Origin of the sequence: Eoetvoesiella caeni (assembly GCF_003315175.1) — a bacterium.
GTDB classification, from domain to species: Bacteria; Pseudomonadota; Gammaproteobacteria; order Burkholderiales; family Burkholderiaceae_B; genus Eoetvoesia; species Eoetvoesia caeni.
This window is the reverse complement of sequence record NZ_QNRQ01000002.1, coordinates 523,717-546,623: the sequence shown is the minus strand read 5'-3', so window position 1 is coordinate 546,623 and position 22,907 is coordinate 523,717. Positions and strand designations below refer to the sequence as shown.

17 protein-coding genes and 1 pseudogene are annotated in these 22,907 nt (G+C 61.1%); 12 read left to right on the top strand and 6 right to left on the bottom strand.

Annotated features, from left to right (window positions below; translation table 11 throughout):
- The first annotated feature begins 67 nt into the window (after positions 1–67).
- The 3 genes from argS to DFR37_RS06190 all read left to right on the top strand — a co-directional run bounded on the left by argS (position 68) and on the right by DFR37_RS06190 (position 3,232).
- Positions 68–1,753 (top strand): arginine--tRNA ligase, encoded by a 1,686-nt coding sequence (argS, locus tag DFR37_RS06200; protein ID WP_113932337.1) that lies wholly within the window; start codon positions 68–70, stop codon positions 1,751–1,753.
- Positions 1,754–1,762: 9 nt separating this feature from the next.
- Entirely contained in the window at positions 1,763–2,479 is a 717-nt protein-coding gene (locus DFR37_RS06195) for an SPOR domain-containing protein (protein WP_113932336.1), read from the top strand.
- A 117-nt stretch (positions 2,480–2,596) separates the two neighbouring features.
- Positions 2,597–3,232 carry a thiol:disulfide interchange protein DsbA/DsbL gene (locus tag DFR37_RS06190; RefSeq protein ID WP_113932335.1) on the top strand — a complete coding sequence of 212 codons (636 nt, stop codon included), beginning with the start codon at positions 2,597–2,599 and terminating at the stop codon, positions 3,230–3,232.
- 45 nt (positions 3,233–3,277) lie between these two features.
- Here the strand turns inward: DFR37_RS06190 and DFR37_RS06185 are convergent, their stop codons facing one another.
- Positions 3,278–4,474, bottom strand: a complete 1,197-nt coding sequence (locus DFR37_RS06185) for a trans-sulfuration enzyme family protein (protein ID WP_113932334.1) — start codon at positions 4,472–4,474, stop codon at positions 3,278–3,280.
- Positions 4,475–4,620: 146 nt separating this feature from the next.
- On the opposite strand from DFR37_RS06185, the gene DFR37_RS06180 reads away from it, so the two are divergent.
- Positions 4,621–5,247, top strand: a complete 627-nt coding sequence (locus DFR37_RS06180; RefSeq protein ID WP_113932333.1) for a LysE family translocator — start codon at positions 4,621–4,623, stop codon at positions 5,245–5,247.
- An 81-nt stretch (positions 5,248–5,328) separates the two neighbouring features.
- Here DFR37_RS06180 and DFR37_RS06175 read toward each other — a convergent pair whose 3' ends face one another.
- Positions 5,329–6,402: an MBL fold metallo-hydrolase gene (locus DFR37_RS06175; protein ID WP_113932332.1), complete on the bottom strand. Its 1,074-nt coding sequence runs from the start codon at positions 6,400–6,402 to the stop codon at positions 5,329–5,331.
- 220 nt (positions 6,403–6,622) lie between these two features.
- Between DFR37_RS06175 and DFR37_RS06170 the strand changes: the two genes are divergently transcribed.
- The 4 genes from DFR37_RS06170 (at position 6,623) to DFR37_RS06155 (ending at position 12,583) form a co-directional block, all read left to right on the top strand.
- On the top strand, positions 6,623–7,804 hold the full coding sequence (locus tag DFR37_RS06170; RefSeq protein WP_113932331.1) for an isovaleryl-CoA dehydrogenase: 1,182 nt from the start codon (positions 6,623–6,625) through the stop codon (positions 7,802–7,804).
- Positions 7,805–7,876: 72 nt separating this feature from the next.
- On the top strand, positions 7,877–9,727 hold the full coding sequence (aceK, locus tag DFR37_RS06165; RefSeq protein WP_113932330.1) for a bifunctional isocitrate dehydrogenase kinase/phosphatase: 1,851 nt from the start codon (positions 7,877–7,879) through the stop codon (positions 9,725–9,727).
- Positions 9,728–9,748: 21 nt separating this feature from the next.
- Positions 9,749–10,930 (top strand): acetyl-CoA C-acyltransferase, encoded by a 1,182-nt coding sequence (locus tag DFR37_RS06160; RefSeq protein WP_113932329.1) that lies wholly within the window; start codon positions 9,749–9,751, stop codon positions 10,928–10,930.
- A 51-nt stretch (positions 10,931–10,981) separates the two neighbouring features.
- Positions 10,982–12,583, top strand: a complete 1,602-nt coding sequence (locus DFR37_RS06155) for a carboxyl transferase domain-containing protein (protein WP_113932328.1) — start codon at positions 10,982–10,984, stop codon at positions 12,581–12,583.
- Positions 12,584–12,585: 2 nt separating this feature from the next.
- On the opposite strand, the gene DFR37_RS06150 is transcribed toward DFR37_RS06155, so the two are convergent.
- A complete protein-coding gene (locus DFR37_RS06150; RefSeq protein WP_211317218.1) occupies positions 12,586–14,700 on the bottom strand; it encodes a TonB-dependent receptor family protein in 2,115 nt (704 codons plus the stop codon).
- A gap of 145 nt (positions 14,701–14,845) precedes the next feature.
- Complete coding sequence (locus tag DFR37_RS06145) at positions 14,846–15,238, bottom strand: DUF2946 family protein (protein WP_113932327.1); 393 nt, start codon at positions 15,236–15,238, stop codon at positions 14,846–14,848.
- 275 nt (positions 15,239–15,513) lie between these two features.
- On the opposite strand from DFR37_RS06145, the gene DFR37_RS06140 reads away from it, so the two are divergent.
- The 4 genes and pseudogenes from DFR37_RS06140 to DFR37_RS06125 all read left to right on the top strand — a co-directional run.
- The gene (locus DFR37_RS06140) at positions 15,514–15,975 is read left to right on the top strand and encodes a Smg family protein (RefSeq protein WP_113932326.1); all 462 of its coding nucleotides are present in this window, start codon (positions 15,514–15,516) and stop codon (positions 15,973–15,975) included.
- Positions 15,975–16,859, top strand: coding sequence for a tRNA glutamyl-Q(34) synthetase GluQRS (gluQRS, locus tag DFR37_RS06135; protein ID WP_242341737.1), 885 nt, complete (start codon positions 15,975–15,977; stop codon positions 16,857–16,859). Before DFR37_RS06140 ends, gluQRS begins: the two co-directional genes overlap by 1 nt.
- A 211-nt stretch (positions 16,860–17,070) precedes the next feature.
- Positions 17,071–19,800, top strand: a complete 2,730-nt coding sequence (locus DFR37_RS06130) for a DNA topoisomerase III (RefSeq protein ID WP_113932324.1) — start codon at positions 17,071–17,073, stop codon at positions 19,798–19,800.
- A gap of 15 nt (positions 19,801–19,815) precedes the next feature.
- Positions 19,816–20,283: pseudogene (locus DFR37_RS06125) on the top strand (SET domain-containing protein); the annotation flags it as partial.
- 250 nt (positions 20,284–20,533) lie between these two features.
- Here the strand turns inward: DFR37_RS06125 and DFR37_RS06120 are convergent.
- The gene (locus tag DFR37_RS06120; protein ID WP_113932322.1) at positions 20,534–21,616 is read right to left on the bottom strand and encodes a flavodoxin family protein; all 1,083 of its coding nucleotides are present in this window, start codon (positions 21,614–21,616) and stop codon (positions 20,534–20,536) included.
- An 85-nt stretch (positions 21,617–21,701) separates the two neighbouring features.
- On the bottom strand, positions 21,702–22,802 hold the full coding sequence (locus DFR37_RS06115) for an aromatic ring-hydroxylating dioxygenase subunit alpha (RefSeq protein WP_113932321.1): 1,101 nt from the start codon (positions 22,800–22,802) through the stop codon (positions 21,702–21,704).
- Between the last annotated feature and the right edge of the window lie 105 nt (positions 22,803–22,907).

Here is a 22,907-nt window from a genome sequence, read left to right as displayed (position 1 = left end):
GCCCGGGCGTGGCCTGGCCTTTTGCGCCGGCAACCCGTAGCGCCATTTACCTTTATTCGACTGTCTTATGCTTTCTGGGCAACAACAACTACTTATCTCGATCATCCGCGCCGCCGTAACGCAAGTCGTTCCCGATGCGTCGCCCAATATCCTGCTCGAGCGCCCCAAGGTGGCCGCGCACGGCGACATCGCCACCAACGTTGCCATGCAGCTTGCCAAGCCGGCCAAACGCAACCCGCGCGAACTGGCCCAGCAAATCGTCGACGCCCTCATGGCTCAGCCCGCGGCGGCCGAGCTCATAGCCAGCGCGGAAATCGCCGGCCCGGGATTTATCAACTTTCGCCTGGCCAATGCCGCGCGCCAGGCGGTATTGCACGCCATTCAGGACGAAGGCGGACAGTTCGGCATACTGCCGCCCAATAACGAAAAAGTGCTGGTCGAGTTCGTCTCGGCAAACCCCACGGGCCCGCTGCACGTCGGCCATTCGCGCCAGGCCGCGCTGGGCGACTCTTTATGCCGCCTGTTCACCGCACAAGGCTACGACGTCACGCGCGAGTTCTACTACAACGACGCCGGCAATCAAATCGACAACCTGGCCATCAGCGTACAGGCGCGCGCCAGGGGCATGGCACCCGACGCCCCTGAATTTCCCGCCGACGGCTACAAGGGCGACTACATCCTGGATATCGCCAACGACTTCGCGGCCGGTAAAACCGTACAGGCTGTCGACGGCAACTCGGTTACCGCCAGCAAAGACATCGACAGCCTGGACGACATCCGCGTATTCGCCGTAGCCTATCTGCGCCGCGAACAAGATCTGGATTTACAGGCGTTCGGCCTGAAATTCGACAGCTTCTACCTGGAAAGCTCTCTATATACCAGCGGTCGCGTCGAAAAGACCGTGCAGGCCCTGATTGCTTCGGGCCACACTTATGAAAACGAAGGCGCCCTGTGGCTGCGCACCACCGAGCTTGGCACCGGCGACGACAAAGACCGCGTCATGCGCAAATCCGAAGGCGGCTACACCTACTTCGTGCCCGACGTGGCCTATCATGTGGCCAAATGGGAGCGCGGCTTTCATCGCGCCATCAATATCCAGGGCAGCGACCACCACGGCACCATTGCCCGCGTGCGCGCCGGCCTGCAAGGCCTGGGAATCGGCATACCCAAAGACTTTCCGGCCTATATCCTGCATAAAATGGTGAAGGTCGTACGCAACGGCGCCGAAGTCAAGATTTCCAAGCGCGCCGGCAGCTATGTCACCATGCGCGACCTTATCGACTGGGTAGGCCAGGACGCCGTGCGCTTCTTCCTTATCCAGCGCCGGGCCGACTCCGAATTCGTCTTTGACATCGACCTGGCCCTGTCCAAAAGCGAAGAAAACCCCGTCTACTACATTCAGTATGCACACGCCCGCATTTGCTCCATGCTGAACCAATCCTCCGACCTGGCCGGCCAGGTCAATGCCGCGGACATCAGCTTGCTGGCCGCGCCGACTGAGTTTGCCCTGATGCAGCGCCTGGCCGAATATCCCGGGATGGTGACATTGGCCGCCCAAGAACTGGCACCGCATCACGTCGCCTTCTGGCTGCGCGACTGCGCGGCCGATTTCCACGCCTGGTACAACGCCGAACGCGTCCTGGTCGACGATGCACCCTTGAAACTGGCGCGACTGCGCCTGGCCCACGCAACCCGCCAAGTTCTGGCCAATGGGCTGGCGCTTATGGGGGTTTCGGCTCCCGAACGGATGTAAACCACTTATATGGCACGAAACAATCGTAATTCCTCGCGGTCGAAATCGGGCGGCAGCACCATGTTCGGTCTGCTGGCCGGACTCATCATCGGTTTGGCCGCCGCAGCGGGCGTGGCCTATTACGTTACCCAGGCTCCCATGCCTTTCGTGGACAAAGCATCGCGCGAGAAATCCTCGACCCTGCCGCCTGCCAATGTCGACCCGAATCTGGCCCTGAACGGCAAGGACGACCCTGGCGTAACTCCGGTACCCGACGGCCCCCTGGCAGGCGCGCCGCGCCCCATCCAGCCCGGCGGCGCACCGGGCGAACCGCCTGCGTCGCTAAACGACGAAATCGGCGCATTGCTGGTCACCCTGGGCGCCCCTGAACCATCCGCCAAAGGCTCTGCGCCCGCGCCCGCCAAGCCCAGCACAACGCCCGCCGCGCCCGCCGCCGACAGCGGCAAAAAGCCCGCCAGCGCGCCCAAGCCAACCGAAGCCAAGCCGGCATCAACGCAAACCACCTACTATCTGCAGGCAGGCGCGTTCCGCTCCAACAGCGACGCCGAGGCCGTCAAGGCTCAAATCTTGCTCCTGGGCCTGCCTGCGCAGGTTCAAAAAGCACAAATCAACGGTTCGACCATCAATCGTGTCCGGGTCGGCCCCTTCAAAGGCATCGATGAAATGAACCGCTCCCGCGCGCGCCTGGCCACGGCTAAAATCGAGTCCTCTGTGGTGCGCCCATAATTTCATCGGGATGCTCGCTTGCGGCCGCCCAGCCGCGGCGGGCATTCTCACGAGGCAAATTGAACTTGCCGATTGCAACCCGGTCTTAACCGATCAGCCTTGTCCAGGAAAAAAACCATGACGCTCAAACATTTTTTATTTCGCACTTTCGCTATCGCCGCCATGGGCGCAGCCGCTTTATTCGCGCCGGTCTCGCAAGCCCAAAGCGCCGGCCAGCAATATGCCACGCTCAATCCGGCCCAGCCGTCCGACACGCCCGACAAAATAGAAGTTCTTGAATTCTTCGCCTACAGCTGTCCGCACTGCGCCGCCATGCAGCCCTTGGTTGAAAAATGGGCCAAGACCTTGCCCGCCAATGTCGTTCTGCGCCAGGTTCCTGTTGCCTTCAATGCCAGCATGGCCGACCTGCAAAAACTGTACTACTCGCTGGAAGCGCTCGACCGCCTGGATCTGAACGACGCCGTATTCAAGGCCATCCATTCCGACCACCAGCGTATATTCGAAGCCAAGGCCATTACCGACTGGGTCGTTAGCAAAGGCGTGGACCGCGCCAAGTTCACCGCGGTCTTCAATTCGTTCGGCATCACCTCCAAGACCCAGCGCGCCAACGAACTGACCAAGACCTACAATATCGAAGGCACGCCCAGCATCGCCGTGGGCGGGCAATACGTGGTTTCGCCATCCATGACGGGCAGCTACCAGGGCACCATCGACGTGGCCCAAGAGCGCCTGAATACGCTGCTTAAAAAATAACTTCGCTTCAAGCGTAAGCGCGAAGGCCCAGCCCGGAGCGCCCGCCTAGCCGCGGACGCCGTCCAGGGCCTGGGCCAAGTCCGCGACCAGGTCTTCAACCGCTTCCAGCCCCACATGCAGACGCACGGTCGCGTTGTCGCCCCCGGGCCAATAGCCGTGTCCGGCCAGGACGCTGTTGTCGATCAACTGCACCAGGCTTTCAAAGCCGCCCCACGAATAGCCAATACCGTATAGCTTCAGGCTGTTGACGAAGCGCCGCGCCTGGCTGTGGTTCAAGGCCAGCTCGACCGACAGCATGCCGTTCGAACCCATGCAATCGCGCTGCCACAAGGCATAGCCCGGGTCTTGCGGCCACGCCGGATGGTAGATGCGTACTGTTTCAGGGCGCGATGCCAGAAATTCGCAAACGTCCAAAGCATTCTGGCCGTGCTGGCGCATACGCAAAGGCAGTGTGCGCACCCCCCGCAAAGCCAGCCAGGCGTCGTCGGCGCTGACCGAATATCCCATTGCATAATGAGTTTCGTTCAGGCGGCGCACCAGTTCGGGATCGTTGGCCATGACAGCGCCCTGCATCAGGTCAGAGTGGCCTCCGATATACTTGGTGGCCGCCACCACCGAGACATCCGCCCCCAGGTCCAGCGGCCTGTAGGCATAGCCCGCGCCCCAGGTGTTGTCGGTGGCCAATACCAGCTTGTGCTGCCGTGCAAACTGCGCCAATGCCGGAATATCCAGCATTTCAAACAGCAGCGAGCCGGGCGACTCGATATACAGCATGCGCGTATTGGGGCGCAGCTGCGCCGCCAGCGCCTCGGGGTGCGCGCGGCAGTATGTCACTTCGATGCCCATGCGCTGCAGCACGATTTTGTCCAGATAACGCACGGGGCCATACGCGCAGTCGGCAACCAGGACGTGGTCGCCGGCATTGAGCAGGGCCATGAACGCCAGCGTCACGGCCGACAGGCCCGAGGGCGCCAAAAAAGCCCGCTGCGCCCCTTCCAGGGTGCAGAACACCTCTTCCAGCGCCGCGTGCGTGTCCATGCCCGAACGGCCGTAGGTGGCAATGCGTTCGCCGCCGGATTTCTCGGTCAACGCCTCGTCCAGCGCCTCGAGGCTGGCAAAACGGACCGTGCTGGTGCGCATGGACGGCATGGCCACCGGCGCCGACAAAGTTTTGGGATTAAACTCGGCCAGGCCCGAATGCATCAGTTGTGTTTCAAGACGCGAAGTAGCAGTATCAGTCATGACTTCTGAAGTTGTTTGAATTGAACGCCAGGAAAAGCGCGGGATTTACCACCTTCTAAAACTACCACATATTCCTATCGGCCGACGCGCCAAAGCGGCCCCATCGCGCGCACCGCGTTCGATCAAGGCAAAGACCAGGACCCATCATGCTTACTTTCGACGTCGCCCTGTCCTTCTTCGGCATTGCCGTCCTGCTGGCCCTGGCCCCCGGCCCCGACAACGTCTTTGTCCTGATGCAATCGGCCATGTGGGGACGCAAACCCGGCATGCTGGTGGTGCTGGGCCTGTGCACCGGCCTTGTCGGCCACACAGTAGCCGTTGCCGTGGGCCTGGCGGCCTTGTTCGCCGCCTCGGAAACCGCCTTCACCGTCCTGAAGCTGGCGGGGGCCGCCTACCTCGTCTATCTGGCCTGGGGGGCTTTTCGCGCCAAGGCCAATACCGCCGAATCCGCAAGGCCGCCGCGCCAAAGCAATGCAACGCTTTACCGGCGCGGCATTGTCATGAACCTGACCAACCCCAAGGTGTCGCTGTTTTTCCTGGCCTTCCTGCCGCAGTTCACTGCGCCGGCACGCGGCCCGGTGGCGCTGCAAACCCTTAGCCTGGGCATGTTGTTCATTGCGGCAACGCTGCTGGTTTTCGGAGGCATCGCCTTTTTTTCGGGCGCCTTCGGCGAACGAATCCAGCGCTCGGGCAAGGCGCAGCGCCTGCTTAATCGATTCGCAGGCACCGTGTTTCTAGGCCTGGCCGTCAAGCTGGCCCTGTCCAACCGTTAAAGGGTCCGGCGCCGGCAAAACGATGGCCCGGCACGCAGCGGGCCGCGCCGCCCATCAGGGCGGGCAACCGTTCAGGCGGGACTAGGCCGCCACACTGAAACGTATGACGCCGTCGGCGCCGATTTCACGCTTGAGCTTGCCTTCGTAATACAGCATATGCAAATGCGCCAGCGCCTCGCCGATGGCGAAGGTGGTCTGGTGCGCGTCCAGCTTGCGCTTGAACATCATGGGCACTATGTCGTTGGCGCTACTGGGCACACGACAGGCCGTCACGACTTCTTCCAGGCGCTCGGCATGATGCGTGTGCTGTTGCGCAATGCGTTCATGCAAGCCTTTGAACGGGCGGCCGTGCGAAGGAAGCACCAGCGTGTCTTCGGGCAGGCCGTCGAAACGCTTGAGCGACTTCAGATACAAGGGCAATGGGTTGGCCTCGGGCTCGAAGCTGAACACGCTGATATTGGTTGAAATGCGCGGCAGGACCATATCGCCTGAAATCAGCATTTGCAGCGTGTCGCAATACAGCGAGGCATGCTCGGGCGAATGGCCGTAGCCCACGATAACCCGCCAAGAACGCCCGCCGATATTGATTTGGTCGCCGTCCATGATGCGCCGGAAGCTGGCGGGCGCATCGGGCACCAGACTGGGATAGTATGAGCCGCGCTTGCCGATCTGTTCTTGCGCCTCGGGATCCACCAGGCCATGGCGCACGAAGTGCTGCAAAGCCATCTCGCCGCCGGCGCCGCCTTCGGCCGTATCGGCCACCGGCGGACGCGACCACAGGCGGGCCGTCATGAACTCGGTCATCGTGATCCACAGGGGCGCATTCCACCGGTCGCAAATCCACTTTGCCAGGCCAACATGGTCGGGATGCATATGTGTAGCCAGCACACGCAATACCGGCAGGCCCTCAAGCGCCGTTTCAAACACTTGCTCCCACAAGGCCTTTACGTTGTCGCGCGAAACGCCGGTGTCCACCACCGTCCAGCCTTGCCTGCCTTCAATTTCGTCGCGCAACAGCCAGACGTTGATGTGGTCCAGCGCAAACGGCAACGGCAGGCGTATCCAGCGCACGCCGTCGCCCACGGTAATGGCGTGCCCTGGTTCGGGAATGGTTTCTCCCCAAGGGTAGGCAAGTTTCTGTTCATTAGGATTCATCAAAAATCTCCGCACTTGTTCTTCTGTATTCTGTAGTTTACGTTAACCCCGGCGCCGACATGCACCGGGCGGCCGCCGGCACTTTATATAATGCCTTATACGCGGCGTCGAGCCCGTGCCGCGGCTGGCAACGGCACACCGCGAATGTGAGCGGCCTGCTTTGCCAGGCCTGGTCCGCCAGGCCCGGGGCGGCGTCTTGATCCACGGTCGGGAGAACACCATGAATACTCCGGGTTTGCATATCAAGCTGAACCAGGATCTCGACATGCTGCGCGACGCGGTACATCGGTTCGCGCAGGCCGAAATTGCGCCGCGCGCCGCGCAAGCCGATAAAAGCGACAGCTTTCCCATGGACTTATGGCCCAAGCTCGGCCAATTGGGCCTGCTGGGCATTACCGCTCCCGCCGAATACGGCGGCCTGGGCCTGGGCTACCTGGCCCACATGATCGCCATGGAAGAAATCTCGCGCGCCAGTGCGGCCGTCGCGCTTTCCTATGGCGCCCACTCCAACCTGTGCGTCAACCAGATCGCGCGGCACGGCACGCCCGAACAAAAGCGCGCCTATCTGCCTAAGCTGATCCGCGGCGAACATATCGGCGCCCTGGCCATGAGCGAGCCCAATGCCGGTTCCGATGTCGCCAGCATGGCCCTGGGCGCCCGCAAGCAGGGCGGCCGCTATCTGCTTAACGGCACAAAAATGTGGATCACCAACGGCCCCGACGCCGACACCATGGTGGTCTACGCCAAGACCGACCCGCAAAAGCACCAGCACGGCATCACGGCCTTCATCGTTGAAAAAAGCTTCAAGGGCTTTTCCGTGGCGCAAAAACTGGACAAACTTGGCATGCGCGGCAGCCACACCGGCGAACTGGTCTTCCAGGACTGCGAAGTGCCTGAAGAAAACATCCTGGGCCGGCTCGATCAAGGCATAGGCGTGCTCATGAGCGGCCTGGATTCAGAACGCGCAGTACTGGCGGCGGGCCCGCTGGGCATCATGGCCGCCGTCATGGACCTTGTCCTGCCCTATATCCACGAACGCCGGCAGTTCGGCCAGGCCATCGGCCAGTTCCAGCTTATACAGGGCAAGGTGGCCGACCTGTACACCACCTTGCAAGCCAGCCGCGCCTTTTGCCATGCGGTGGGCAAAGCTCTGGATGAAGCCGCCGGGCCCGAGCAGATGCGGGCGCTGCGCAAGGATTGCGCGGCGCTGATCCTGTATTGCGCTGAAAATGCCACCCGCATGGCCGGCGAAGGCATCCAGATACTGGGCGGCAACGGCTATATTAACGACTACCCGGCCGGACGCCTGTGGCGCGATGCTAAGCTGTACGAAATCGGCGCCGGCACCAGCGAAATTCGCCGTATGCTGATAGGGCGCGAACTGTTCGAGCAGACAGCATGAAGCGCAGCATCCAACCCTTTGACCATGCCGTAAGCCTATGCATTCATCCAACCGCGCCACAACAGGCAAGCCATGAAGTATTCCGGCGACCATCAACGCATTGAACCCGTATCGCGCAACACCTTGTCCCCACCGGCCGTCGCGAAAATCATCCTTAATGGCTTCGATCGCCACTATGCGCTGTTCCGCTACGGCGCGCAGCGTGCCAAGTCGCTGTTTGAATCGGGCGCCTGGCGCGACATTCAGCAGCTTTCGCGCGAACGCATCGAATATTACGACACGCGCGTACACGAATGCACCACGACCCTGAACGCCGCGCTCAAGGGCAGCCTGGCCAAGCCCGGGGACGCTTCCGCCGACAGGGCCCTGACTGCCGAACAATTGGACTTTTGGCAGGAAGTCAAAACCGAATACATCGGCTTGCTGGGGTCGCACAAGCAGCCCGAATGCGCCGAGACCTTCTTCAATTCGGTTTCGTGCCGCATTCTGCATCGCGACTATTTTCATAACGACTTCCTGTTCGTGCGCCCCGCCCTGGCCACCGAATACATCGAAAGCAAGCCGCCTTCGTACCGCGTGTATTACCCCACGACCGAAGGCCTGGAAAAATCGCTGATCAATATGGTGGCCGATTTCGGGCTGGCCGCCCCTTTCGCGGACTTGCCTGCCGACGCCCGCCGCGTGGCGCGTATGGCGGTGCGTCAACTGCGCCAGCGCATTCCGCGCGACACCGGGCAGCGCCTGGCGCCCGACTGCCAGGTCCACGTATTGAATTCCTTGTTCTTCAGGAACAAGGGCGCTTATGTAGTAGGACGCCTGATCAACCAGGGCGCGGTGTTTCCGTTTGCCCTGGCCCTGCTGCGCACACCGGCCGGCCATACGGTCATCGATGCGCTGCTGCATACCACCGACGACCTCAGCACGCTGTTCAGCTTCACCCGGGCTTATTTTTTGGTCGACATGGAAGCGCCTTCGGCCTATGTGCATTTTTTGAATACCTTGCTGCCGCGCAAGCCCAAGGCCGAAATCTACTCGACCATCGGCCTGCAAAAACAAGGCAAGACCCTGTTCTACCGCGACTTCCTGCAGCATCTGTCGCATTCGCGCGATGCCTTCGACGTCTCGCCAGGTATCAAGGGCATGGTCATGACCGTGTTCTCGCTGCCTTCCTACCCTTATGTTTTCAAGCTGATACGCGACCGCATTGCCAAGCCTGGCATGGATCACGCAACGGTGCGGCGCAAATACCAGATGGTCAAGAAACACGACCGGGTCGGGCGCATGGCCGACACCTGGGAATACTCGCAAGTGGCCTTGCCGCGCGCGCGTTTTTCCGACACCCTGCTGGCCGAACTGCGCAGCGAGGTCCCCAGCCTGATCGAAGAAACCGGTGAGTCCATTATTCTGCGCCACGTGTACATTGAACGTCGCATGACGCCGCTGAACCTGTACCTGGCGCGCGCTTCGGACATGGCCGCCGAAGCCGCCGTGCGGCAATACGGCGACGCCATCCGGGAATTGGCCGCCGCCAATATTTTTCCGGGCGACATGCTGTTCAAGAACTTCGGCGTAACCCGGCTGGGACGCGTGGTGTTCTACGACTACGACGAAATCCAGCGCATGACCGAAATGAATTTCCGGCGCATTCCGCCCGCGCCCTACGAAGAAGCCGAACTAGCTTCCGAACCCTGGTATCCGGTGGGGCCCAACGATGTATTTCCCGAGGAATTCGGCCATTTCCTGCTGGGCAACGCCCGCATAGCCCGCGCTTTCAATAAATACCACGCCGAACTGCTGGATGCCGAATGGTGGCAAAGCTGTCGCAGCCAGGCGGCGCAAGGGCGCATCGAAGACATTTTCCCTTATGATAGTAGTCGAAGGCTACACAACGCCACAGTACAAAACACAACATTTACCCTATAGCAAGTCAGCAAGGAGCAAACCATGTCCGATCCCATTGTCCTAGTTTCTGTTGCCCGCACCCCCATGGGTAGCATGATGGGCAGCATCTCCAGCCTGGCTGCAAACCAGCTTGGCGCCATCGCCATCAAGGCCGCCGTCGAACGCGCCGGCATCCCGGCCGATGCCGTCGACGAAGTCATCATGGGCAACGTACTGCAAGCCGGCCAGGGCCAGGCTCCGGCCCGCCAGGCCGCACTGGGCGCCGGCCTGCCCAAAAGCGTCGCCTGCACCACTGTGCACAAGGTCTGCGGCTCGGGCATGAAAGCGGCCATGCTTGGCCATGACCTGCTGGTTGCCGGCAGTGCCGACGTCGTGGTTGCCGGTGGCATGGAAAGCATGAGCAACGCCCCCTACCTGCTGCTGCGCGGGCGCCAGGGCTACCGCTACGGCCATTCCACCGTATACGACCACATGGCGCTGGACGGCCTGGAAGACGCCTACCAGCGCGGCACGGCCATGGGTGTATTCGCCGAAAGCTGCGCCGACAAATACACCTTCACGCGCGAACAGCAAGACGCGTTCTCGCTGGAATCGCTGCGCCGCTCCCGCGCCGCCACTGAAGACGGCAGCTTCAAATGGGAGATCGCCCCGGTTGCCATCGCCGGCCGCAAAGGCGACACCATCGTCGACACCGACGAAGGCCCCACCAAGGCCATGCCTGAAAAAATTCCCACGCTCAAGCCGGCGTTCAAAAAAGACGGCACCGTTACCGCCGCCAACTCGTCGTCGATTTCCGACGGCGCCGCCGCCATGGTGCTGATGCGCGAATCCACAGCCAAGAAGCTTGGCGCCCAGCCGCTGGCCCGCATCGTCGGCCACAGCCAGTATTCGCAAGAACCCGAATGGTTCACCACGGCACCGGTAGGCGCAGTCAAGAAGCTGTTCGCGAAAACCGGCTGGAATGCCAACGATGTCGACCTCTACGAGATCAACGAAGCCTTCGCCGTCGTCACCATGGCCGCCATGAAAGAACTGAACCTGGACCATGCCAAGGTCAATATCCACGGCGGCGCTACCTCGCTGGGCCACCCCATCGGCGCATCGGGCGCCCGCCTTATCGCCACCCTGGTGGGCGGCTTGCGTCAAACCAAAGGCAAGCGCGGCATTGCCACGCTGTGCATCGGCGGCGGCGAAGCCGTAGCCATTGCCATAGAAATGCTGTAAGCCGCGAACGGGGGCGCGGCCTGCGCCCCCGTCCTCTGTCCTGGAGCCTCCATGTCCATCATCGAGTCCCGGATCCATCCCCAGTCGCAAGCCTTTCGCGACAATGCCCTGGCCTTGCAGCAATTGCTCGGCGACTTGCGCCGGCACCTGGCGCAGGCCAGCCAGGGCGGCAGCGAACAGGCGCGGCAAAAACACACGGCGCGGGGCAAGATGCTGCCGCGCGACCGGGTCGTGCGCCTGCTGGACCCCGGCGGCCGCTTTCTTGAACTCTCGCCGCTGGCCGGCCACGAACTCTACAATGAAGACATCCCCGCCGCGGGACTGATAACCGGCATCGGCCGCATCCACGGCCACGACTGCATGATTGTGTGCAACGACGCCACGGTCAAGGGCGGAACCTACTACCCCATAACCGTCAAAAAGCATTTGCGCGCGCAGGAAATCGCGCAGCAGAACCGGCTGCCCTGCATTTACCTGGTGGATTCGGGCGGCGCCCATCTGCCGCACCAGGACCAGGTTTTTCCCGCCCGCGACCATTTCGGCCGCATCTTCTACAACCAGGCCGTCATGTCGTCGATGGGCATAGCCCAGATTGCGGTGGTCATGGGCTCGTGCACGGCCGGCGGCGCCTATGTACCAGCCATGTGCGACGAATCCATTATCGTGCGCGACCAGGGCACGATTTTTTTGGCCGGCCCGCCACTCGTCAAGGCGGCCACCGGAGAAATCGTCTCGGCCGAAGACCTGGGCGGCGGCGACGTCCACACGCGGCTGTCGGGCGTGGCCGACCATCTGGCCGACGACGACGCGCACGCGCTGCGCATGGCGCGCGACATCGTCGCCCGCTTGAACCTGCCACAGCCCCCAGCCCGTATAGCCGCGCCTGAACCCCTATACGACCCGGAACAGCTCAATGGCATTGTGCCGACTGACATGCGCCGCCAATACGACGTGCGCGAAATCATTGCGCGCATCGTCGACGGTTCGGATTTCGATGAATTCAAGGCCAGGTTCGGCACAACCCTGGTTACCGGCTTTGCCCGCATCGAAGGCATGCCTGTCGGAATAGTGGGCAATAACGGCATCCTGTTTTCCGAGGCGGCCCAAAAGGGTACGCATTTTATCGAGCTGTGCTGCCAGCGCAAGATACCCTTGGTATTCCTGCAGAACATCACCGGCTTCATGGTCGGGCGCCGCTTCGAAAACGAAGGCATAGCCCGCCACGGCGCAAAAATGGTCACCGCCGTGGCCACCGCAGCCGTACCCAAGTTCACCGTCATTGTGGGCGGATCCTTCGGCGCCGGCAACTACGGCATGTGCGGGCGCGCCTTCAACCCGCGCCTGCTGTTCATGTGGCCCAACGCCCGCATCTCGGTCATGGGCGGCGAACTGGCCGCCAGCGTGCTGGCGACCCTGCGGCGCGACAACCTTCAGGCCAAAGGCCAAGCCTGGAGCGCCGAAGACGAAGACGCCTTCAAGCGGCCCATACGCGAACAATACGAGCACGAAGGCAGGCCGCTGTATTCCACCGCCCGCCTATGGGACGACGGCATCATCGAACCGGCCGACACCCGCAGGGTGCTGGCCGCTGGCCTGCGCGCCGCGCAAAACGCGCCCATCGAGGACACGCGCTTCGGCATCTTCAGGATTTAAGCCTAATAGCGAACCTGTACGCCCGCAAAAACAGCGCGGCCCATACCTGGCTCGAATAAAGCAGAGCTGGCGTTTGCGCGGTCAGTGATGCTGGCGCTGGCAATGTACTTGCGGTTCGTCAGATTGCGTCCGTCGATGTAAAACGAGTAAGGGCCTTTTTCCCACCCGGCACGAAATCCCAGTAAAACATAAGAAGCCGTCTTGACGCTGTTTACGTTATCAACGTAATACGCTTGGGGCACCCATTCAACATTGGGTCCCAAATGGAATCCGGCCGGATGCTTGTAGACGATTTCAGCGCGCAGGTAATGCCTGGGCACGCCCGGAATCTGGTTATTGCCCCAGTCTTTGTCGCCGTCGAACCGGAAGTCGCTGAAGGTATAGGTGCCCTTCAATTGAAGGCTGTCGGTTTGCGGGCCTTGCGCAAACAAGCCGCGCGTGGCGGTCCAGCTCATGCCCAGTTCCAGGCCCTGATGTATCGTGCGGTCCAGGTTGGTCGTCTTGTCGCAAATACTGAACATTGAACTCAAGCACTGATATTCGTCCTTGATTCTTGCGTGGTACAGCGACGCATCCCAGCCAAAGTCGCCCGCCTCGCCCCGCGTTCCAATTTCGAAGGTCGTGGCGCGCTGCGGCTTCAGGCGATCCAGGTCGTTGGACGTTGCAAAGCTCATGTCGCCAAAGGTGGGTGGCTCGGCGCTGCGCGATACATTGCCATAGACCTGCCACTTGGGCGATACCTGCCAAAGCACGCCCAGCTTGGGATTGAAGAAGTCGTAGCTTTTTTCGCCGGAACGAGTAGCCGGCTTGGTTCCGTTAAACAAATCGCTGCGCTTGCGCTCGGCGTGCAGGTATTGCGCGCCCGCAATCAAGGATACGCCGGGCACGATGTCGAATGCATTCTCGCCATATAGCGTGATGTTGTTCGACCGGTCATCGGTTTTCGACAGTTTCGTCCCCCGGTTTCCGCCGACATTCTCGTAATTGCCTGCATTGACCTTGCCGGCCGACCAGGTCAGACCCAATGTCAGCCTATTATCATGGCCGGCCAGCGGAGTTGTGTTCACCAATCGGCTGTACAAGCCGTAATCGGTGTAGTCGTTGTCAATGTACTGGTATATAGGGTGACGCAAATGGCTTTGGGCCAGCCAGCCGCCAAACTCGTACGTGGTATCGCCGGCCACCAGTACCGTGCGGTTGGCGATCCGCCCGCCGTCGATATTGCGCTGCCAGTCGTTCTTCTCGTTAATGGCGGCTGCCTGGCGTGGGTCGTTCAGCGCTTGCTCGCGCGTAACCGAACCTGGCAGTTCCTGCCGGATCCGCACGCCGGTTACATAAAAACGGGTTTCCAGCTTGTCGGAAAGCCGCCAGCCAATGTTCCCGCTTACTCGCAATGAATTGCCGCCGCTGTGGTCGCGAAAGCCATCCTGGCGCTGCCAAGAACCCGTAATGAAACCGTCGACGGTTTCGCCGGCAAAGCCGCTGCTTAGCTGCGTGCGCCGCCAGCCGAAGCTGCCCAGGTCGACGCGCCCCTGGAAGGGGCTGGCGTCATGGCCTGTGGGCGTAACGAAATTGATGGCACCGCCCAGCGTGCCCGCGCCGTAGCGCAGCGCGTTGGCGCCTTTGAACACCTCGGTGTAGCGGTACGCCGTTGGATCGATCCATTGAAAATCGGTGCTGCCGTCGGCATTATTAAGAGGTGCGCCGTCCTGGTACAAGGCTATTCCGCGCATATGGTAATAACGCGACAAGCCCGAGCCGCGTATCGACAGGCGCGAATCCTCGCCCCACTTGGGTTGGACAAAAACGCCAGGCGTGTAGTCCAGAATGTCCTTGATTGTTGCCGCTTGCGTGTCGCGCCAGACAGTATCAGGCACCAGTTCCACGGCGCCAGGGGTCTGCTGGATTTGCGTTTTTGCTTCTTGCCGGGTCGGCGCCGTCAGGCTGGTTCCCTCTTGTGCCTTGACCACAATCGGCGCCAGGGTTTGAGACTGCGCACTGGCGCGGGGTACCGCGCCCAATACGCCAAACGCCATTATCAACGCCGCGGCAAGCGCGACGGGGCGCGGTTGCAGCGCCCACACAAATACCATTTCTGGTTGCAGGATTTTGTTCACTGTATTTTGCCTTTTTCTCGGCCCGCTCGATATGCCGGGCGTCGACGCAGCACAGATGCTGGGACGCAGAATGCGGGCATACCTCGGGATTGTTAATCGTCATAGGGCGGCCGCCATGACAGCGGGCGCCATAAAAAAAATCAAATCAACCGAGGTTTGTTGGCGGAGCTCGCGGCCCAAGCGGCGGCCCCAGGGCGGGCAATGGCGGCAGCGACTTGCTGGCGTGCGCCAGCAGTACCGGGCGGTGAAAGACCGCCCCAGCCAATACGGGCGCTTCTTGTGCGGGAATCAAGGCTTGCGACGCCACGATTCCGAAAGGGCAGCCCTGGCTGCTCAGGCCGTCGTCAGGACTTGATTTGCCGGCCTGATCCAGCAAGTCGAATTTCTGGATGCCTGTGCCGCCGCCTACGGTACAAAAGGTCAGCGCGAACTTGCCGTCGCGCGCACCCGATAGGTCGGGCATATAGCCCACGGGAACGATCGACCGGCACAGAAACGACACGAAAGCCAGGCAAAAAAGAATTTGCCAGACCGTCATGGAGCGTCGCGGTGATTTCCGTGGAGCGAACATGGCGCGTATTGTATTACAAGCAAAACAACGGCTGCTCCAACCGTCTATACTGGGGCGAATGGCGTAACTTCGAATTGCCGAGGATGGCAATTCGGCGTACAGTCAAATAAACGAAAGCCGAATCAACTTTACTGGTCTAGCGGTTTACCGTGTGTAGACACCAACCGTGTCCTGTATGGTCCTATGCTCGAGCCATGCTCAAGCGTATTGACCAGGCAAGGCACTAGCAACCTGAATCGACTATGTTCGACATACTTGTTTATCTCTTCGAAAACTACTACACGCCCCAGGCCTGCCCCGACGCCGACGTATTGGCTCACAAGCTGGCTGCCGTGGGGTTCGAGCACGAAGACATCGACGAAGCGCTCGGATGGCTGTACGGCCTGGCCCAAACCACCGAGCAATGCATTCCCCTTGCCCAAACGCCTCAAAGCAATAGCCGGCGCGTCTTCACCGACCAGGAATACCAAACCCTGGGCACCGAAGCCATCGGTTTCATCAGCTTCCTCGAAACTTCGGGCGCGCTGCCCGTAGCCCTGCGTGAAATCCTGATCGAACGCGCGCAAGCCACGCACGAATCCCCCGTCTCGCTCGAAAAAATCAAGATCATCGCCCTGATGGTGCTATGGAGCCAAGAGGCCGAAATCGACCATCTCGTGCTCGAAGAACTGCTTACCGACGACCACTCCCGGCCGTCGCATTAATCCCCGCCGCTACCGTGCAGTCCGCGCCTGCCCCGCCACAGGCCTGCAGGGGCTATACAGGGCGTTTCGCCCCCAGCCCCAGTGGTCCGCTGCATGACGGCTCTTTGGTCGCCGCCATGGCCAGTTTCCTGGACGCACGTGCACATCGGGGGCAATGGTTGTTGCGCATCGAAGACATCGACACCCCGCGCGTCGTTGCCGGGGCGGACCACATCATCATGGAGCAATTGCGCGCTTTGGGCATGCACTGGGACGGCGCGCCTGTGTGGCAGTCGCAGCGGCAAGCCGAATACCAGCGCATATTCGATACCCTGAAGTCGCAGGGCCAGTTGTACGGCTGCGCCTGCACCCGACAGGAGGCCGGCAAGCGTGCCTACCCAGGCACCTGCCGCAACGGCGTACAAAACGGCCGGCAGATCCGCGCCTGGCGCTTTCGGGTCCCCGACGGCATCGTCCACTTCAACGACCGCTGGCTCGGCCCGCAACAGCAAAACGTGGCAAAAGAAGTGGGCGACTTCATCGTCAAGCGGGCAGACGGCCTATGGGCTTACCAATTTGTGGTCGTCGTCGACGATTGGCTGCAAAACGTAACAAGCATCGTGCGCGGCGCCGATCTGCTGGGCTCCACCGCGCGGCAGCAAGTGCTGGCCCGCCGCCTGGGCGCCCCCTGCCCCGAGGTCATGCATGTCCCCCTGGTGCTGGACCAGCATGGACATAAATTGTCCAAGCAAAACCACGCGCCGGCCCTGGAACGCGGCGACCCGGTGCAGGCCCTGGCCCGCGCTTGGCGGCGGCTGGGTTTCGAGCCCCTGGCGCATGCCGCCAGCGTCGAAGCCTTCTGGAGCGCCGCGCTGCCCAAATGGGCCGCCCGCTTCAACATTTGATATATTAAATTAGCGGATCGTCGGCTTGCGGCCAACCGGTCATCGCGGAAATGCACAGATCCACGCCGTCATGGCCCTGGGCGCTGCCAGGCCGAAATCGCCATGATTTCGGTCCTTGGACAGAGCTTGGCGCTATCGCGACTTGCTTTCTATGTTTATCCCCCCGTATGATCCGCGCTATCGCTGCTGTAAATGCAGCCACTGGACATACATGGACAAAACGCTGATTATCGCCGAGAAACCCTCGGTCGCTTTAGACATTTCCCGGGCTCTGGGCGGGTTCACACGCGAGGGCGACTATTTCGAGAACGACCGGTTCGTGCTCTCGTCCAGCGTCGGCCATCTGCTTACACTGGTGGCACCGAACGACCCCGTACGCGGCAAATGGAGCTTTGCGCACCTGCCTGTCATCCCGCCCCAGTTCGAACTCGGGCCCGCCGACAAGCGCTCGGCAGACCGCCTGAAGCTGCTGGTCAAGCTGCTGAAACGCAAAGACGTCACCGCCGTCATCAACGCCTGCGACGCGGGCCGCGAGGGCGAACTGATTTTCCGTTACATTGTGCAATACGCCGGCGTCAAAAAGCCAGTCCAGCGGTTGTGGCTGCGTTCCATGACCCAGGCCGCCATCCGCGAAGCCTTCGACAACCTGCGCGACGACGAAACCATGAAGCCGCTGGAAGCGGCCGCGCGTTCGCGCGCCGAAGCCGACTGGCTGGTGGGCATTAACGGCACCCGCGCCATGACGGCCTTCAACAGCAAGGACGGCGGCTTTTTCAAGACGCCGGTCGGGCGCGTGCAGACCCCCACGCTGGCCATTGTGGCCGAGCGCGAAGAACGCATACGCCGCTTTGTTTCGCGCGACTACTGGGAAGTGCACGGCACCTTCGTTGCCGCCGCCGGCTTTTATACAGGCCGCTGGTTCGACCCGAAATTCGCCAAGAACGAACTGGACCCCGAACAGCGCGACTCGCGCCTGTGGTCGCACAATGCCGCGCAAACTATAGTCGCGGCCTGCCGCAACCAGCCTGGCAAGGTCACAGAAGAATCCAAGCCCACGACCCAGATGTCGCCGGCCCTGTTCGACCTGACCTCGCTGCAGCGCGAGGCCAACTCACGCTTCGGCTTCTCGGCCAAGACTACCCTGGCGCTGGCGCAAACCCTGTACGAACGCCACAAGGCGCTGACCTATCCACGTACCGATTCGCGCTACCTGCCCGAAGACTATCTGCAAACCGTCAAGCAAACCGTGCAAGCCCTGGCCGAGGGCGGCTCTTCGGCCGCCGCCAGCGTGCAGCCGTTTGCCAGGCAACTCAGCAAAGAAAGCTGGATCAAGCCCAACAAGCGCATATTCGACGACAAAAAAGTTTCCGACCACTTTGCCATCATCCCCACCTTGCAGATCCCGCGCGATCTTAGCGAAGCTGAAGGCAAAATCTACGAACTCATCTCCAGGCGCTTTCTGGCGGTGTTCTTCCCGCCTGCCGAATTCCGCGTAACGACCCGCATCACCGAAGTCTCGGGCCATCATTTCAAGACCGAAGGCAAGGTATTGGTGGCACCGGGCTGGCTGGCCATATACGGTCGCGAAGCCCAGGGCGACGACACCAATCTGGTTGCCGTGGCCCAGAACGAGACCGTCAAGACCGACGAAATCGAAGCCAAAGGCCTGGTCACCAAGCCTCCTGCACGCTACACCGAAGCCACGCTGCTCTCGGCCATGGAAGGCGCAGGCAAGCTGGTCGACGACGAAGCCCTGCGCGAAGCCATGTCCGAGCGCGGCCTGGGCACGCCGGCCACCCGCGCGTCCATTATCGAAGGCCTGCTCAACGAAGGCTATCTGCGCCGCGAAGGGCGCGAACTCGTGCCCAGCGCCAAAACTCGCCAGCTCATGACCCTGTTGTCGGGCCTGGGCGTCAACGAACTGACATCACCCGAACTGACGGGCGAATGGGAACACCGCCTTAAGCAAATCGAACAGCGCCAGCTGGATCGCGACGAGTTCATGCGCGAGATCGCGCAAATGACCCAGGTCATCGTCAAGCGCGCCAAAGAGTACGAGCGCGACACGGTGCCGGGCGATTACGCCACGCTGGCAACGCCCTGCCCCAAATGCGGCGGCGTCGTCAAAGAGAACTACCGGCGCTATGCCTGCACCCAGTGCGATTTTTCCATCGGCAAGCACCCCGGCGGACGTACTTTTGAAATCGCCGAGGTCGAAGAGCTGCTCAGCAAGCGCACGCTGGGGCCGCTGCCCGGATTCATCAGCAAAATGGGCCGTCCGTTTGCCGCCCTGCTACGCATTACCGACGAGTTCAAGCTTGAATTCGACTTCGGCCAGAACGATGCCGAAAACTCCGAACCCGTGGATTTTTCGGGGCAAACGTCCTTGGGTCCATGCCCGAAATGCGGCAGCAATGTCTACGAACACGGCATGAACTACGTCTGCGAAAAATCGGTCGGGCCGGAAAAAAGCTGCGACTTCCGCTCGGGCAAAATGATCTTGCAGCAAGAAATCACCCCCGCGCAAATCGTCAAATTGCTCTCGGAAGGCAAGACCGACTTGCTCGACGGCTTCGTCTCCAGCCGCACCAACCGCAAGTTCAAGGCTTATCTGGTGAAGCAGCCTACCGGGAAGATCGGCTTCGAATTCGAAGCTCGGCCCGAAAAGCCCGGCGCCAAGAAAACGGCGGCCAAGAAGGCAGCCAAGACAGCGGCGGAACCGGCAACCGCCACGAAAACCGCGGCTAAAAAAGCAGCTAAAACGGCAGCGAAATCCGCCGGCAAGACTGCCACTAAAACTGCTGCAAAGACCGCCGCCAAGAAAACCGCCGTAAAAAAGGCTGCTGCCAAAACAGCAGCCAAGAAAGCCGCGCCGAAAAAGACCGCGGCAAAAGCCGTAGCCGACACGGCCGAGCATGACGACATCGACCCTCCGTTTTAAAGCGCCCACTTTCTTATGAGCAATATCTCCCAGCCCTGGCACAGCGTGCGCAAATCGACTTTGCATGGCAACGGCGTTTTCGCGGCGCGCGACATCCCCGCTGGCACGCGCATTATCGATTACGGCGGCAGGCGCATCACGTCCGAACAGGCCGATGCCATGCATCCGGTAAACCCGGACGATCCCTTCCATACGTTTTTCTTTTCGCTCAGCAGCGGCAAGATCATCGACGGCGGCAACCGCGGTACGGATGCGCGCTGGATCAATCACTCGTGCGCGCCCAATTGCGAAACACAGGAAAACACCGCCGGCACCAGGGTGCACATTATGGCGCTGCGCGATATCAAGGCCGGTGAGGAACTGTTCTACGATTACAGCCTGATCATGGACGGCAAGATCACCAAAAAGCTGCAAAAGCAGTATCAATGCCTTTGCGGCAACGCCGAATGCCGCGGCACCATGCTTGCGTTGCCCAAGAAGAAAACCAAAGGCACGAACAACAAAGCTGAAAACGAAAAATCGGACAAGGCCTCAAGCAGCAAGAAGCCTAAGAAACAGGACAAGGACAAGGCCAAGGTTAAAGCCAAGGTTAAAGCCAAAACCAAGGCCAAAGAGAAAGCCAAGGACAAGGTCAAGGCAGAAAACAAGGCCAAGGCCCAGCCTTAAAGGACAGGGACCGGCACCGGTTCAAATCTTGCTGGCTGCGCAACGGCATGCCGTTGCAGCCACACAATTACTTGGGCCGGGGATCATGCAGGCCATCGTCGGGCTGCGGCAGCTCTCCCGCCCTGCGCAGCCGCAAAGAGCGGATCACCGCCCGCGCAACATTGCGTACCTCTTCCTGCACCGCCTGATCTGCGTCCAGTTCTGAATGGCTGGTGGCATAAGGCTTGTAGTAGCCGATATAGCGATCCAGCACCGACCACGAACCCGCGTCGACCAGCCCCATCCAGTCAAGCCAATCGCTCAAGGCGCGCCGCTGGCCCTCAATGCCGGCCACGTCGCCGTGCACTGCCAACCCGTAGGTCCGGCCCGCCAGGTGTTTAGGATAGGGCCAACCGTCCATTTCGATTTTCTTGGCTTTCATAACGTTCTTGCCGGCAGTCGACGTCGGGTCGGGGTTGCCGCCATCGGCGCATACCATCCGGTCGATCATCAGCTTCAGGGGACTGGGCGACTGATACCAGTAGGTCGGAGCGACCAGTATCACGCCGTGCGCCGCCACCCACTGTTCATATATTTCGTTCATCGCGTCGTTGTGCTGGCCCAGCGAGTGATTGGGATAGCAGCTGCATGGCCAGTGGCACAGCGGCATCGCCGTGGACACGCAGCCTTTGCAAGGGTGGATCTGATACTGGTATTCCGACACCAGCCGGCTCAAGTCCAGCATGTCGGCCTGCAGGCCGCCGGCTTCCACCTCATGGCGGACTATCTGCGCAAGCCGCCAGCTTTTGGAGACTTCGCCCGGACAGGTGCCATCGTTGCGCGAGGCGCCGATAATCACCAGTACGCGCAGGCGTGTGTGCGGATCGCGCTGAATCTCGGCGGCGCGCGCCAGACGGTCGTGCGTCTCTTTCCATTCCACCGACATATCGTAATCAGGATCGGCATAGCCCGGGCCCGCCTTCACCGTGACGGGCGACTTGCGGCCGCTTTGATACGCATCCCACGCGATGGCTTCAAGCCGCTCCAGCGCTTCCTGCTCGCCCCGAAAAGCAGGGTCGTAGAAGCGGTGCATGAAACGCTTGCGGAACGCATCGCGCGTAAGCGTCCCGGTATATTGTCCGGTACGGACTTCAAGCTTGGGTTCGGTCATACAAGTCTCCCGGCAAGTAAGACAGAAGCGGCCCGCAAGTCCCGTGCCTGTAGCGGCAATCGCCGCAAGCCGCAGCTAGTTCAGTTCAGGCTGTCTGGGCCTCATTGCGTCGGCCCACATTGCCAGACCCGTCCATCGCGCCAGCAGCCTCTTCCTCGCTTTCCAATGCGATCTGACGCGCAATCATCGCCCTAAACTGGCCCAGGGCGGCATCCAGGCCGCAAGCAACTGGCTCGAACGAGGGCTCGGCGGCAATGTTTTCGGCCTGGGCCGTGATAATGCCCCGGTCTTCTTCGAAAGCGGCAAGTATGCTGGTATACAAGGCCTGACTGACATCCAGGCTGTCCTTGTCGAAGTTGCGCGGTTGGGCAAAGAAATAGTGGCAGGTGTTTTCTGTTTCAGGCGTCACCACCTGGCAGTGGCGAAACTCGATGCCGTCCTTGCGGTTGCCTTCCTGTGCGCCGCTGCCTGCCGGCGCAAAGCCAGAGTCCATGATAAGCACACCGGGCAGCAGGAAATCGTAATTGTTCCAGCGGTCGACATTGCCCGTCATGCCCTTGGCCTGCAGCAGCTTCGCCACAAAAGGCGCCGGGGGTTTGTCCAGGAACCAGCGCGTGATGCGCAGCCCGCGCGGCAGGCGTTCTATTTTCGAGCGCAATTGCGCGTACTCTTCAGAGCCCCCCAGCGTCTTGGGATGCACATAAGACAAGTGCGAAAAATCCAACAGATTGTCGTTGACTAATTGATAATTGACATCGTAGTGCAGGCGGCCGGGCTGGGTGCAGGCCCAATCCGGATCGTCCAGCCAATGCGTATCCGGGATCAGCGATTCATCGGCCTGGGCCGGGTCGCCCATCCATAGCCAGATCCAGCGCGAGCGCTCGACCACCGCATAGCTGCGCACCCGGGCCTTGGGCGGAATCTGGGCATAGCCGGGAATTTCAATGCAGGTGCCCGAGGTATCGAATAAAAACCCGTGATACATGCAGCGCACGGCGTTGCCTTCTTTGCGCCCGATCGACAAGGGCGCGCCCCGATGGCAGCAGCGGTCATCCAGCGCGTGCAGCCTGCCGGCCTCGTCCCGCCAGAACACAATGCGCTTGTTGCAAATAGTCCTGGCAAACAGTGCATCGGCCTCGACCTCGTGCGACCATCCCGCAACGTACCAGCAATTCTTCATGAACATAATTTTCCCCTGCAGCCCACAGTCCGTTTTCAAGTCATCCGCAGAAATATGCGCGCATAGCGCAACGTGCGACAGCTACGCCGACGAAATAGACGTTCGACGGGG

Excerpts from the sequence above, each read along its gene's own strand:
- argS (WP_113932337.1), top strand. The coding sequence starts at position 68 with ATGCTTTCTGGGCAACAACAACTACTTATCTCGATCATCCGCGCCGCC.
- DFR37_RS06195 (WP_113932336.1), top strand. The coding sequence starts at position 1,763 with ATGGCACGAAACAATCGTAATTCCTCGCGGTCGAAATCGGGCGGCAGC.
- DFR37_RS06190 (WP_113932335.1), top strand. The coding sequence starts at position 2,597 with ATGACGCTCAAACATTTTTTATTTCGCACTTTCGCTATCGCCGCCATG.
- DFR37_RS06185 (WP_113932334.1), bottom strand. The coding sequence starts at position 4,474 with ATGACTGATACTGCTACTTCGCGTCTTGAAACACAACTGATGCATTCG.
- DFR37_RS06180 (WP_113932333.1), top strand. The coding sequence starts at position 4,621 with ATGCTTACTTTCGACGTCGCCCTGTCCTTCTTCGGCATTGCCGTCCTG.
- DFR37_RS06175 (WP_113932332.1), bottom strand. The coding sequence starts at position 6,402 with ATGAATCCTAATGAACAGAAACTTGCCTACCCTTGGGGAGAAACCATT.
- DFR37_RS06170 (WP_113932331.1), top strand. The coding sequence starts at position 6,623 with ATGAATACTCCGGGTTTGCATATCAAGCTGAACCAGGATCTCGACATG.
- aceK (WP_113932330.1), top strand. The coding sequence starts at position 7,877 with ATGAAGTATTCCGGCGACCATCAACGCATTGAACCCGTATCGCGCAAC.
- DFR37_RS06160 (WP_113932329.1), top strand. The coding sequence starts at position 9,749 with ATGTCCGATCCCATTGTCCTAGTTTCTGTTGCCCGCACCCCCATGGGT.
- DFR37_RS06155 (WP_113932328.1), top strand. The coding sequence starts at position 10,982 with ATGTCCATCATCGAGTCCCGGATCCATCCCCAGTCGCAAGCCTTTCGC.
- DFR37_RS06145 (WP_113932327.1), bottom strand. The coding sequence starts at position 15,238 with ATGACGGTCTGGCAAATTCTTTTTTGCCTGGCTTTCGTGTCGTTTCTG.
- DFR37_RS06140 (WP_113932326.1), top strand. The coding sequence starts at position 15,514 with ATGTTCGACATACTTGTTTATCTCTTCGAAAACTACTACACGCCCCAG.
- DFR37_RS06130 (WP_113932324.1), top strand. The coding sequence starts at position 17,071 with ATGGACAAAACGCTGATTATCGCCGAGAAACCCTCGGTCGCTTTAGAC.
- DFR37_RS06120 (WP_113932322.1), bottom strand. The coding sequence starts at position 21,616 with ATGACCGAACCCAAGCTTGAAGTCCGTACCGGACAATATACCGGGACG.
- DFR37_RS06115 (WP_113932321.1), bottom strand. The coding sequence starts at position 22,802 with ATGTTCATGAAGAATTGCTGGTACGTTGCGGGATGGTCGCACGAGGTC.